The sequence below is a fragment of the Faecalibacterium sp. AF27-11BH genome, from assembly GCF_003603005.1.
Taxonomy (GTDB): Bacteria; Bacillota; Clostridia; order Oscillospirales; family Ruminococcaceae; genus Faecalibacterium; species Faecalibacterium taiwanense.
In genome coordinates, this window is the sequence record NZ_QVGS01000011.1 from 69826 (window position 1) to 82571 (window position 12746).

Consider the following 12746-nt stretch of genomic DNA (forward strand, 5'->3'; position numbering starts at 1 on the left):
ATATGTCTATGTTAAACTAAATGTGTCAACACGTCAAGTGAAAATTTGACGTTTCGTGAAAGGCTGGCCGTGCGGGCTGCGGCGGAGAGAGCGCTGTCAGGTGCCGCACAAAGGTCAGAATAGGAAAAGGAGGATTTTATTCTTATGGAAAAGAAAAAATTCAAGCTCGGACTGCTGCCGAAGCTGCTCATCGCCATCGTGCTGGGCATCATCATCGGCCAGTTCTTCCCGGTGTGGTTCTGCCGGGTCGTCGTCACGGCATCCAGCATCTTCAGCTCGTTCCTGAAGTTCATCATCCCGCTGATGATCGTGGCCTACGTCACCATGGGCATTGCCGACCTGAAGAGCGGCGCAGGCAAGCTGCTGCTCATCACGGTGGCTCTGGCCTACGGCTCCACCCTGATCGCGGGCTCGGCATCCTATCTGGTGTCCGCAAGCCTGTTCCCCAGCTTCATGAGCGAAGGCGCTCTGGAACAGATCGCCGCCACGGCTGACAACTCTCTGGTCAGCTACATCTCCATCTCCATCCCTCCGCTGCTGGACACCCTGTCTGCCGTGGTGCTGGCCTTCGTGCTGGGCCTGTGCCTGTCCACCTTGCGCGGCAAGACCATCGGTGATACACTTTATAATGGCATGAAGGACTTCTCCGGCATCATCGATCAGGTGCTGCACAGCGTCATCATCCCGCTGCTGCCCCTGTACGTCTGCGGTACCTTCATCGACATGACCAAGTCCGGCAAGACCTACGCCATTCTGGGCATCCTGTGGAAGGTGTTCCTGGTGGTCATCATCATGCATCTGGTCTGCATCTTCCTGCAGTTCTGCGTTGCAGGCGCTGTGAGCCACAAGAGCCCCTTCAAGATGATCCGCAACCAGATCCCCGGCTACACCACCGCTCTGGGCACTCAGTCCTCTGCAGCCACCATCCCGGTCAACCTGCAGTGCGCTGCGGCTGATGGCGTGAGCGAGCAGATCCGCAACTTCGTGGTGCCTCTGTGCGCAAACATCCACATGGCAGGCTCCATGATCACCATTACCGCCTGCGCAACTGCCGTCTGCCTGATGAACCAGCTGCCCATCAGCCTTGCTACCGTGGTGCCCTTCATCATGACGCTGGGCGTTGCCATGGTGGCTTCTCCCGGTGCTCCCGGCGGCTCCATCATGACCGCTCTGCCCTTCCTGTACATGATCTTTGGCGCTGAGGCCGGTGACCCCAATGGCCCCATCTGCGCCATCATGGTGGCTCTGTACATCACGCAGGATTCCTTCGGCACTGCCTGCAACGTCTCCGGCGACAACGCCATCGGCGTGATCGTGGAGACCATCTACCAGAAGTTCATCAACAAGAGCAGCGCAAGCGTCTGATGCGCGGCGCGGTTTTTGACCTGACAGGAGTGACACCCCCATGGCATTTATCAGTGTTTTTGATGTTCTGGGCCCGAACATGATCGGCCCTTCCAGCTCCCACACCGCAGGCGCGGAGATCATCGCCTTTCTGGCACAGAAGATGATCGCCCCGCCGCTGAAGCGGGCGGACTTTACCCTCTACGGCTCCTTTGCCAAAACCTACCACGGCCACGGTACCGACCGCGCCCTGCTGGGCGGCATCATGGGCTTTTCGGCCGATGATACCCGCATCCGGGATTCCTTTGCCATTGCCACCGACCGCGGCCTTGGCTACAGCTTCACCCCCAATGAGGTGGAGACCGACATCCACCCCAACACGGTGGATATCCGCATGGAGAATGCGGCCGGTCAGGTGATGACCGTGCGCGGTGAATCGCTTGGCGGCGGCAAGGTGCGCATTGTGCGGATCAACGGCGTGGAGGTGGACTTTACCGGCGAGTACAATGCCCTCATCGTGGTGCAGAAGGACAAGCCCGGCGTGGTGGCCCACATCACCAAGATCCTCAGCGACCGCAGCGTGAACATCGCGTTCATGCGTCTGTTCCGCGAGGAAAAGGGGCACACGGCTTACACCATCGTGGAGTCGGATGAGCGCCTGCCCGAGGGTGTGGATCAGCTGCTGCTGGCAAACCCGAACATCAACGATGTAATGGTCGTGCAGCCGTAAGGAGGGACAAGCGATGAACATGGATTTCAAGTCCGCCAAGGAGCTGCTGGACCTGTGTGAGGAAAACCAACTGCCCATTTCGGAAGTAATGCGCCAGCGGGAATGCCTGCTGGGCGAAACGCCCCGGGATGCTGTGGACCACCGCATGGCAAAGGCATGGGAGATCATGCGTGCTTCTGCCACCCAGCCGCTGAAAAAGCCCATCAAATCCATGGGCGGGCTCATTGGCGGCGAGGCCAAAAAGCTGGAAACACATTATAATAAGAAGAAAAACATCTGCGGCGACGTGCTGCAGAAGGCCATGACCTACGCCATGGCCGTGCTGGAAGTGAACGCTTCCATGGGCCTGATCGTGGCTGCACCCACCGCAGGCTCTGCAGGCGTGGTGCCGGGCATGATGCTGGCCCTGCAGGAGTGCTACCGCATCTCCGACCAGCGCATCGTGGATGCCCTGTTCAACGCCGGTGCCGTGGGCTATCTTGCCATGCGCAACGCCACCGTGGCCGGTGCCGTGGGCGGCTGTCAGGCCGAGGTGGGCATTGCGTCTGCCATGGCTGCTTCTGCCGCCGTGGAGCTGATGGGCGGCAACCCGCAGCAGTGTCTGGATGCGGCTTCCACCGTGCTGATGAACATGCTGGGCCTTGTGTGCGACCCCGTAGGCGGGCTGGTGGAGTACCCCTGCCAGAACCGCAACGCTGCCGGTGTGGCCAACGCCCTCATTGCAGCAGAACTGTCCCTGAGCGGCATCCGCCAGCTGATCCCCTTCGACCAGATGCTGGAGGCCATGTACGCCGTGGGCAAGCGCCTGCCCGCCGAGCTGCGCGAGACCGCCCTTGGCGGCTGTGCCGCCACCCCCGCCGCCTGTGCCGCCTGCGGCCTGTGCAGCGGGAACTGATCTTTCAACATGCAGCGCCGCCGGTGTGGAAACGCCCGGCGGCGTTTTTGCGCGTTCGTGACCGGAAATGCCGGCCCAAACGGCGGGGCTTTGCATCTTTTTGTGCAAACACACCGAAAAGATGGCCGGGATGACTGGCGCTTGTCTGCGAAATGTGATAAACTAAACACAGAAGTGCTCTGCGCAGCCCGTGCAGAGCGGCAAAAAAGATGATAAGTGAGGTCGTTTGTAATGAAGATCATTCGTGCAAAAGATTATGCGGATATGTCCCGCAAGGCAGCCAATATCATTTCGGCACAGGTCATTATGAAGCCCAACTGCGTGCTGGGTCTGGCGACCGGCGGCACCCCCGTGGGCGCGTATGCACAGCTGGTGGACTGGTACAACAAGGGCGACATCGATTTTTCTGAGGTGACCACCGTCAATCTGGACGAGTACCGCGGCCTGCCCAAGGAGCACCCGGAAAGCTACTGGAGCTTCATGCACCGCAACCTGTTCGACAAGGTGAACATCGACCCTGCAAAGATCAACCTGCCGGACGGCACCAACCCCGATGCAGAGGATGCCTGCGCAAAGTACAACCAGATCATCCACGCTGTGGGCGGCATCGACCTGCAGCTGCTGGGCATCGGCCACGACGGCCACATCGGCTTCAACGAGCCGGGCGAAGCCTTTGAGCTGGAGACCCACTGTGTGAACCTGACCGCCGAGACCATTGAGGCAAACAAGCGCTTCTTTGACGGCAATGTGGATCTGGTGCCCAAGCAGGCTTATACCATGGGCATCAAGACTATCATGCAGGCACGCAAGGTGCTCATGGTGGCAAACGGCAAGGGCAAGGCCGAGATCGTCAAGAAGGCATTCTTCGGCCCCGTCACTCCGGAGGTGCCCGCAAGCATCCTGCAGATGCATCCGGACTTCACGCTGGTGGGCGACGAGGAAGCTCTGAGCCTGATCTGATCGTTCCGCGCTCTGACTGCCGCACGGTGCAATGCCGTGCGGCAGTTTTTTGCTGCCAACGGCTTTACAATCGCGTAAAAAGGCGGTATTCTTTATACGATACTTTTCTCAGGGAGGAAACCATGGATATCCGCCAGCTGCACTACTTTCTGGTATTGTGCGATGAAATGAATTACAGCCGCGCGGCACAGCGGCTGTTTTTGTCACGGCAGGCACTGCGGCAGAGCATCTCTGCGCTGGAAGCCGAGCTGTGCGGGCCGCTGTTCCTCAGCGCCCACCACAAGCTCACCCTTACCGACCGCGGCATGAGCCTGCAGCGCCATGCCGCGCCGGTAGTGGAGCAGTTCCAGCAGATGCAGGCATCCCTGCGGGCCGAGATCCAGTCGGCGCAGCCGGTGCGCATCGGCATCAGCGTGTCGCTGGTGCCGGACTACCTGCCCGGATTGGAGACCCAGCTGGACAAGTTCCGCCAGCAGTATCCCCATGTGGAGATGCGCTTCCGCATGATGGACAACGATGCGGTGGCGGACGATGTGGAGCAGGGGGAGCTGGACGCGGGTCTGGTCATCGATCTGGGCTGTGCTGCACCGGAACTGGCCCGCACCACCCTGCGGGCAGACCCTGCCTGCCTGCTGGTGCCTCGGGGGCACGCGTTCTGGGATAAGGAGAGCATCCCGCTGGCAGAGCTGCGCGGTCAGCGGGTGCTGCTGCCCAGCTTGCGGCAGGATCTGTTCAGCCCGCTGTGGTCGGCCTGCGCCCGGTTGGGCTTTGCGCCGAATGCGGAGATCGGCCCCAGCTTTTATCAGGCCTATTATCTTGTGCAGGAGCAGCTTTGCACCTGTCTGACCCGCTATGAACCGGGAGCCAGACGGGAACTGGACCGTGTGCGGGATGTGCTGCTGGAAGATCTGCCCCCGCTGTGCGTCTCACTGGTGCAGCGGCGGGATCATTCCTCCGCCTACATCGACCTGCTGCGCAGCTACCTGATGGAGGTGCTGGGCGGTTCGGCCAGCCTGCCGCCCCGCCGCGGACGGCCCGCAAAGCCGTTCTACAATTTTCCGGTGCTGTCCAGCGCTGCGGCAAAGGCTGCACCGGCCCACCCGGTGCCCGGCACCCAGCTGGATTTTGCCGGCGGCACCAACTTCCGGGAGCTGGGCGGTTACGAAGCCGACGAGGGCAAACATATCAAGTGGGGCCAGATCTGGCGCGGCATCCCTACCTGCAAGCTCACCGGTGAGGCCGACCGCGCGAAGCTGGACGCGCTGGGCCTGCGCCTGATCCTTGATCTGCGCAGCAGCGGGGAAGTGCAGAAAGAACCGGACTACGTACCGGACGGTGCACGTCTGGTGCAGATCTGTGGCCTGTGCGCCGAGGACGGCCACGAGATCTCCTTTGCGCCGGATGATATCGCCGCCCTGATGAAGGGCTATGAAGAAAGCGCCGACGGCAGCACCTTCGTGCAGGCTATGTACGAGCGGATGCTGTTTGGCAACAAGGCGTTCAAGGAGCTGTTCCGTGCGCTGGAAGCAGGCGAGACCCCCATCCTGTTCCACTGCTCGGCCGGCAAGGACCGCACCGGCGTGGCGGCCATGCTCATTCTGCTGGCACTGGGCGCTTCGGATGAGACGATCTGTGCGGACTATGAGCGCACGAACCTCTGCCGCAAGGCTGAGATCGACGCAGTGCTGGCGGAGCACGCCGAAGAGATCGCGGCAAACCCGGCCTGCCGGATGCGCTATTACCGCAAGGCGGGCGTGGACCCGGCAACCGCACCCTTTGTGCTGCGCACCATCCGCGCAAAATACGGCAGCGCCGAGAACTATCTGGAAGCCGAATACGGCCTGACCCCTGCGCGCCTGATGCGGCTGCGCAGGATGTATCTGGAATAAACGGGAACGGGGACGGCATCCGGTGCGGATACTGTCCCTGTTTTCTGCACAAAATGTTCTGCGGGGCAGGGTTTTCCTCTTGACAAGCGGGCAATTGTTTCGTACTATAATTAGTAGTATGGAATAAAAGACGCTGTGTGCAGGTCGTTCCCGTGACCCGTGTCCCTTACAGGCAGAGCCTGCCTGTTTTTATATAAGATAGAACTGTAGATAGAAAAGCTTGCAGCCTGTTCGTGCGGCATTTGCCGTGCGTGTGGTCTTGTTGCCACTTTTTGCATTGAAAGCTCACTTATAAAAAATGTTTGCAGCCTACACCTGCCCTACAGCGTCTCCTGCTTATGATTCAGAATTTTGAATTTTAACAAAGGAGAGTGAAATGCGATGTCCACGATCATCTGGATCGTGATCTTGATCGTCGCGCTTGCTGCGGGCATCGGTGCAGGCTATTTTATTGGTTACAACAACCGTAAAAAGACCGCCGAAGCTCAGATCGGCAGCGCGGAAGCCGAGGCCACCCGTCTGGTGAACGAAGCGATCAAGACCGCAGAACAGAAACGCAAGGAAGCGGTTCTGGAAGCAAAGGACGAGGCCTTCAAGCTGAAGGCCGAGGTGGATGCCCAGAAGGCAGAAGCCGATAAGGAGATCAAGCAGCGCCGTGCGGAGATCAGCCGTCAGGAGAACCGCATCGACCAGAAGGAAACCGCCCTCGACCGCAAGACCGAGGTACTGGAAAAGAAGGAAGAGGAGCTGAAAAAGCGCGCCGCTGAGGCCGAGGAGCGTCTGGCCGAGATCGAGGCCCTGCGCGCCAAGGAGATGGAGCGGCTGGAAACGCTGGCCGGTCTGAGTCAGGAGGACGCCCGCGAGGTGCTGCTGCACAAGGTGGACGAAGAGCTGACCCACGAAAAGGCCGTGCGCGTTGCCGCCTATGAGACCGACCTGAAGGAGAACTGCGACAACATCGCACGCAACCTCATCGGTCAGGCCGTCAGCCGCTGCGCTGCCGACCACTGCAGCGAGACCACCGTCAGCGTGGTGCCGCTGCCCAGTGATGAAATGAAGGGCCGCATCATCGGCCGCGAGGGCCGCAACATCCGCGCTCTGGAGACCGCGACCGGCGTGGACCTGATCATCGACGATACCCCGGAGGCCATCACCCTGTCCTCCTTCGACCAGACCCGCCGCGAGGTGGCCCGCATGACGCTGGAACGACTGATCGGCGATGGCCGCATCCACCCCGCCCGCATCGAGGAGACGGTGGAAAAGTGCCGCCACGAGCTGGAGCTGCAGATGAAGCGCGAGGGCGAGCGTGCCGTGATGGAGCTGGGCATCCATGGCCTGCACCCGGACCTGATCAAGCTGATCGGCCGACTGAAGTACCGCACCAGCTTTGGCCAGAACGCCCTGACCCACAGCATGGAGGTGGCATGGGTGGCCGGTCTGCTGGCAGGCGAAATGGGTGTGAACGTGACCATGGCACGCCGTGCCGGTCTGCTGCATGATATCGGCAAGGCACTGGACCACGAGATCGAGGGCAGCCATGTGCAGATCGGTGTGGACATCTGCCGCAAGTATAAGGAAAATACCCAGATCATCCATGCCATTGAGGCTCACCACGGCGACGTGGAGCCTAAGACTCCGCTGGCCTTCATCATTCAGGCTGCCGACGCCATCAGCGCTGCACGCCCGGGTGCCCGCCGCGAGAACGTGGAAAGCTACGTCAAGCGTCTGGAAAATCTGGAGGAGATCTCTTCCAGCTTCGAGGGCGTGGAGCAGGCCTTTGCCGTGCAGGCAGGCCGCGAAGTGCGCATCATGGTCAAGCCCGATGTCATCAGCGACGATCAGGTGATCCTGCTGGCACGCTCCATTGCCAAGAAGATCGAGGACACGCTGGATTACCCCGGCCAGATCAAGGTCAATGTGATCCGCGAGAGCCGCGCTGTGGAGTACGCAAAATAAAGTTTTGCCCAAAAAGCTGCCGTGCAGATGCACAGCAGCTTTTTTCTGCTTGTAATCCGGCGGCAAAAAAGGTATCATGGAGAAAAACAGACCGAAAGGGGAGAACCACTATATGAAACATGCAAGAAAATGGCTGGCTTGCCTGCTGGCGGGTGCACTGGCACTGGCGGTGCTGGCCGGATGCAGTGCACTGATGGACGGCACGGTGCAGAAGGATACAGAACAGGCCAAGGCCCTGATGAAAGAGGTAGACTCCAGCCTGACCTATAATACCGATCTGGAAGATGCAGCCAGCCGTCTGGCAGACTGGCTGGTGGAGGACTCCACCCAGCTGACCACCCAGTCCGGCCTGCTGACACGCAAGGTGCCCATGACCACCGGCTCCGGTGCCATGCTGGATACGAATGTGTACGATTTTATCGATCATTCCACCAGCTTTCTGTTCCTGCCCAGAGGCGTGGTGATCGGCCTTGCAATGAACAACGAATGGGGCTTTACCGGCTACTTATATGCTCCGCCGCTGAGCGAGGCGGGCAGCGCACTGCGCAGCTATGCGGCAGGCTGCAAACAGATGGGCGCGGTGTTCATTGAATACGGCGGCGAGACTTACGTAGTGGCTATGTTTGCCTAAAAACCGAAAAAACGGTGTTTCCCTGCTGAGAATGGTGCGTTTTCAGCAGGGATTTTTTGTGTCTGGCCTGTGCACAAAAAACAGGTTGAAAGTACGACTTATGCACAAAAAATGAAAATACGCAGGTGAAATCTCTTCATCTGTTTCCCCGAAAAACACAAAAAACTCATGTTTTCGTGAAACTGTATTTTGAGCAACTACAGTATATCTTCAAAACTGCACAAAAACAAAAACAAAATTTTTGCTGACCATTGGTCAAAGCACAGAAAAACAGCCGGAAGCCTTTCCTTTTCAGGTGGAACAGCGTATAATGCGGATATCGCACAAAGGTGTGCAGTGCTCCAGAGGAGGAGCAAAAAACCTTTGTGCATTTTTCACCATTCAATGCTTTACCTTAATAAAGCATTGAGGTAAGAGAGAGGGAAAAAATATGAAATTCGATCGTCGTATTTCTCGCCGCAGCTTCCTGGCTGCTGCAGGCGTATCGGCTGCTGCACTGGCTCTGACTGCCTGCGGCGGCTCTTCCAGCACCGCTGCTTCCGGCTCCACCGCTGCTTCTGGTGCAGCCGCCTCTGCTGAGGGCGGTGTGCTGAACGTCATGCTGGAGACCGAAGTCCAGTCTCTGGACCCCCAGCTGGCTACCGACGGCACCTCCTTTGAGGTCATCGCCAACTACACCGACGGCCTGATGCAGATGGATGCGAACGGTGCAGCCGTGGAGGCTCTGGCAGAGAGCTATGAGCTGAGCGAGGACGGCAAGACCTACACCTTCCACCTGAAGGATGCAAAGTGGTCTAATGGCGATGCCGTTACCGCAGCAGACTTCGTGTTTGGCTGGCAGCGTGCTGTTGACCCCGCAAACGCATCCGAGTATGCCTACATGCTGAGCGATATCGGTCAGGTGGTCAACGCCGCCGACATCATTGCAGGCAACAAGCCCGTCACCGATCTGGGCATCACCGCAGTGGACGACAAGACCCTGAAGGTGGAGCTGAACGTTCCGGTCAGCTACTTCCTGAGCCTGATGTACTTCCCCACCTTCTACCCCATGAACCAGAAGTTCTTTGAGAGCTGCGGCGATACCTACGGCACCAGCGCAGACACCGTGCTGTCCAACGGTGCATTCGTGCTGACCAGCTATGAGCCGGCTGCCACCGCTTTTGAGCTGGTGAAGAACGCCGACTACTACGATGCTGACCGCATTGCTCTGGACGGCCTGAACTATCAGGTCATCAAGGACAGCCAGCAGGCTCTGATGAGCTATCAGAACGGCGATCTGGACATCACCCTGCTGAACGGCGAGCAGGTGGAGCAGGTCAAGGACGACCCCGAGTTCACCAGCGTGGGCGCCGGCTACCTGTGGTACATCAGCCCCAACATGGACGCTGTGCCGGAGCTGGCAAACCTGAACCTGCGCCGTGCCATCACCTTTGCACTGGATCGTGATTCCATCACCAATGACGTGCTGAAGGACGGCTCTTCTCCCGCCTACACCGCAGTGCCCGCACAGTTCGCCACCGGCCCGGATGGCAGCGATTTCAGCGCCGACCAGACCAAGTTTGCAGAGTTCTGCGCATACGATCCCGACAAGGCTGCAGAGTACTACGAGCAGGCCAAGGCTGAGCTGGGCAAGGATTCCTTCTCCTTCACCATGGTCGTCGATGCCGACGATGCTCCCCAGAAGGTCGCTCAGGTCGTTCAGGAGCAGCTGCAGACCACTCTGCCCGGCTTTACTCTGGAGCTGAAGGTGGAGCCCAAGAAGCAGCGCGTGCAGGATATGCAGGACGGCAACTTTGAGATCGGCCTGACCCGCTGGGGCCCCGACTACGCCGATCCCATGACCTATCTGGGCATGTGGGTCACCGGCAACTCCAACAACTACGGTCTGTGGAGCGACGCTGACTACGATGCCATCATCGCAGAGTGCACCACCGGTGATCTGTGCACCGATCCCGAGGGTCGCTGGGAAGCCATGTATGACGCTGAGTCCATCGTGCTGGAGCAGGCCGCCATCTTCCCGCTGTATGGTCAGTGCAACGCCGAGATGATCTCTTCTGCCGTGACCGGCGTGGACTTCCACCCGGTTGCTCTGAACCGCGTCTACAAGGACGCAAAGAAGAGCGTCTGATCCTGATCGAGAACTGAAATGCCGCACAGTGGCAGCGAAAACGCCGCTGTGCGACTTTTTGGCTTTTGCACTGTCCGCGTCCGGCGCACGGATGACCGCGGCAGAAAAAGCCGCCCTGTCTTGAGCAGGGAGAAGAAGAAACTTTAAGGGGGTCTACCCAACGTGAAAAAATACACGCTCAAGCGTATCATCACTTCGTTGTTTACGCTGCTGGCCATCCTGCTGGTGTTGTTCATCCTCATGCAGCTGATGCCCGGTTCGCCCTTCAACGATGAAAAGCTGACGCCGGAAATGCGCGCATCCCTGTACGCAAAGTACGGTCTGGATCAGCCGATCTATGTGCAGTTCTTCCGCTATGTGACCAACATGCTGCGCGGTGACTTCGGCGTCAGCTACAATATCTCCAAGAACACGCCCATCTCCCAGCTGATCCAGTCCCGTCTGCCCATTTCCATCCGTGTGGGCGGCATGGCTGTTACACTGGGTGCCATCGTGGGCCTTGTGCTCGGCATCATTGCAGCCCTCAAGCGGGACACCATCTTCGACACTCTGGCCACCATCATCTCGGTCATCGGCGTGTCGGTGCCGTCTTACGTGATCGCACTGGCCCTGAGCTATACCTTTGGCTTCAAGCTCAAGTGGTTCCCCATGCTGTTCTCCGCAAAGGACGTGTTCGGCTCCAGTGTGCTGCCCAGCATCTCGCTGTCCATGTTCACCATGGCTTCCATTGCCCGCTTTACCCGCAGTGAAATGATCGAAGTTCTGGACTCCGATTATATGCTGCTGGCCGAGAGCAAGGGCATTTCCGGCCCGGCGCTGATCTTCCGCCACGCGCTGCGCAACGCGCTGATCCCCATTATCACCGTGCTGGCCCCGCTGATCGTGGACCTGATGACCGGCTCGCTGGTGGTGGAGAAGATCTTCGCCATTCCCGGCGTGGGCAGCCTGCTGGTGACGGCCATCCAGTCCAACGACTACAATGTGGTCATCAGCCTGAGCTTCATCTACAGCGCCATGTACATTGGCATCATGCTGGTCGTTGACCTGCTGTATGGCATCATCGACCCGCGCATCCGCTTGGCAAAGGGGGACGACTGATATGGCAGAAAAAGCGATTCGCCTGGGCGGCGAAGCCACGGCTGATGCCATCGTCAGCGCAGTGGATACCATGTATTCCGAGCATACCTTCAACGAGAAGGACTTTGTGCTCAAGCATAACGACGCAGAGATCGCAATGGACTCGAACTTTGCCGCACAGAGCTTCTGGAAGGATGTGCGGGTGCGCTTCTTCCGCAAAAAGAGCGCGGTGCTCGGCCTGATCCTCGTTGTCTTTATCGTGCTGCTGGCGGCATTTGGCCCCGGCATGAACGAGTATACCTACTCCGGTCAGGAGCTGAGCCAGAAAAACTTTGCGCCCCGCGTGCAGGTGCTGGAGAACTTCGGCATCTTCAACGGTGACGAGAAAATGAGCACCACCACCGGTTCCAAGACAGTGAATGCCTATGTGGAAAAGGGCAAGGAGGATGTCTACTACTGGTTCGGCAGCGACACCTATGGCCGCGATATCTGGACCCGTACCTGGGAGGGTGCCCGCGTGTCCCTGATCATCGCGGTTGCCGCCGCCATCATCGATATGGTCATCGGCATGAGCTACGGCCTGATTTCCGGCTACTTTGGCGGCAAGGTGGATATGATGATGCAGCGTTTTCTGGAAGTTGCCAACGGCATCCCCCGTCTGGTGATCGTCACGCTGCTTCTGCTGGTGCTCAAGCCCGGCATGATCACCATTATCTTTGCTCTGATGCTCACCGAGTGGGTGGGCATGAGCCGCATTGCCCGCGCTGAGATGCTCAAGCTGAAGGATCAGGAGTTCGTGCTGGCCTCCCGCACGCTGGGTGCAGGCAGCTTCTTCATCATCTTCAAGGAAGTGCTGCCCAACATCATCGGACCTATCATCACGCAGGTCATGTTCAGCATCCCCACCGCAATTTTCACCGAGGCATTCCTGTCCTTTGTGGGTCTGGGCATCCCGGTGCCGCAGTGCTCGCTGGGTTCTCTGATCAGCGAGCTGTACAACAGCTTTACCACCCATCCTTATCAGATCATCCCGCCGATGGTGGTCATGAGTCTGCTGATGATGAGCTTCAACCTCGTGGCCGACGGCCTGCGCGAGGCGCTGGACCCCAAGATGAAGAGTATGTAAGGAGGAACAC

11 protein-coding genes are annotated in these 12746 nt (G+C 58.9%); all 11 read left to right on the top strand.

Features of this window, described 5'->3' with window-relative positions; translation table 11 throughout:
- Positions 1-144 precede the first annotated feature (144 nt).
- Positions 145-1365: a dicarboxylate/amino acid:cation symporter gene (locus tag DWY76_RS10815; protein ID WP_097780990.1), complete on the top strand. Its 1221-nt coding sequence runs from the start codon at positions 145-147 to the stop codon at positions 1363-1365.
- A gap of 40 nt (positions 1366-1405) precedes the next feature.
- Complete coding sequence (sdaAB, locus tag DWY76_RS10820) at positions 1406-2074, top strand: L-serine ammonia-lyase, iron-sulfur-dependent subunit beta (RefSeq protein WP_005936832.1); 669 nt, start codon at positions 1406-1408, stop codon at positions 2072-2074.
- Positions 2075-2093: 19 nt separating this feature from the next.
- Positions 2094-2969, top strand: a complete 876-nt coding sequence (gene sdaAA, locus DWY76_RS10825) for an L-serine ammonia-lyase, iron-sulfur-dependent, subunit alpha (protein WP_120081348.1) — start codon at positions 2094-2096, stop codon at positions 2967-2969.
- Between the two features lie 231 nt (positions 2970-3200).
- Entirely contained in the window at positions 3201-3929 is a 729-nt protein-coding gene (nagB, locus tag DWY76_RS10830; protein ID WP_097774151.1) for a glucosamine-6-phosphate deaminase, read from the top strand.
- 122 nt (positions 3930-4051) lie between these two features.
- Positions 4052-5818, top strand: coding sequence for a tyrosine-protein phosphatase (locus DWY76_RS10835; RefSeq protein WP_120081336.1), 1767 nt, complete (start codon positions 4052-4054; stop codon positions 5816-5818).
- 381 nt (positions 5819-6199) lie between these two features.
- A complete protein-coding gene (gene rny / locus DWY76_RS10840) occupies positions 6200-7774 on the top strand; it encodes a ribonuclease Y (RefSeq protein WP_097774149.1) in 1575 nt (524 codons plus the stop codon).
- Positions 7775-7886: 112 nt separating this feature from the next.
- The gene (locus DWY76_RS10845; protein WP_120081337.1) at positions 7887-8405 is read left to right on the top strand and encodes a hypothetical protein; all 519 of its coding nucleotides are present in this window, start codon (positions 7887-7889) and stop codon (positions 8403-8405) included.
- A gap of 241 nt (positions 8406-8646) precedes the next feature.
- Positions 8647-8814, top strand: a complete 168-nt coding sequence (locus DWY76_RS14240; RefSeq protein WP_207665849.1) for a hypothetical protein — start codon at positions 8647-8649, stop codon at positions 8812-8814.
- 21 nt (positions 8815-8835) lie between these two features.
- The gene (locus DWY76_RS10850) at positions 8836-10533 is read left to right on the top strand and encodes a peptide ABC transporter substrate-binding protein (protein ID WP_120081338.1); all 1698 of its coding nucleotides are present in this window, start codon (positions 8836-8838) and stop codon (positions 10531-10533) included.
- A gap of 162 nt (positions 10534-10695) precedes the next feature.
- The gene (locus DWY76_RS10855; protein ID WP_005936865.1) at positions 10696-11631 is read left to right on the top strand and encodes an ABC transporter permease; all 936 of its coding nucleotides are present in this window, start codon (positions 10696-10698) and stop codon (positions 11629-11631) included.
- A 1-nt stretch (position 11632) separates the two neighbouring features.
- The gene (locus DWY76_RS10860) at positions 11633-12736 is read left to right on the top strand and encodes an ABC transporter permease (protein ID WP_005936868.1); all 1104 of its coding nucleotides are present in this window, start codon (positions 11633-11635) and stop codon (positions 12734-12736) included.
- The last annotated feature ends 10 nt before the right edge of the window (positions 12737-12746 follow it).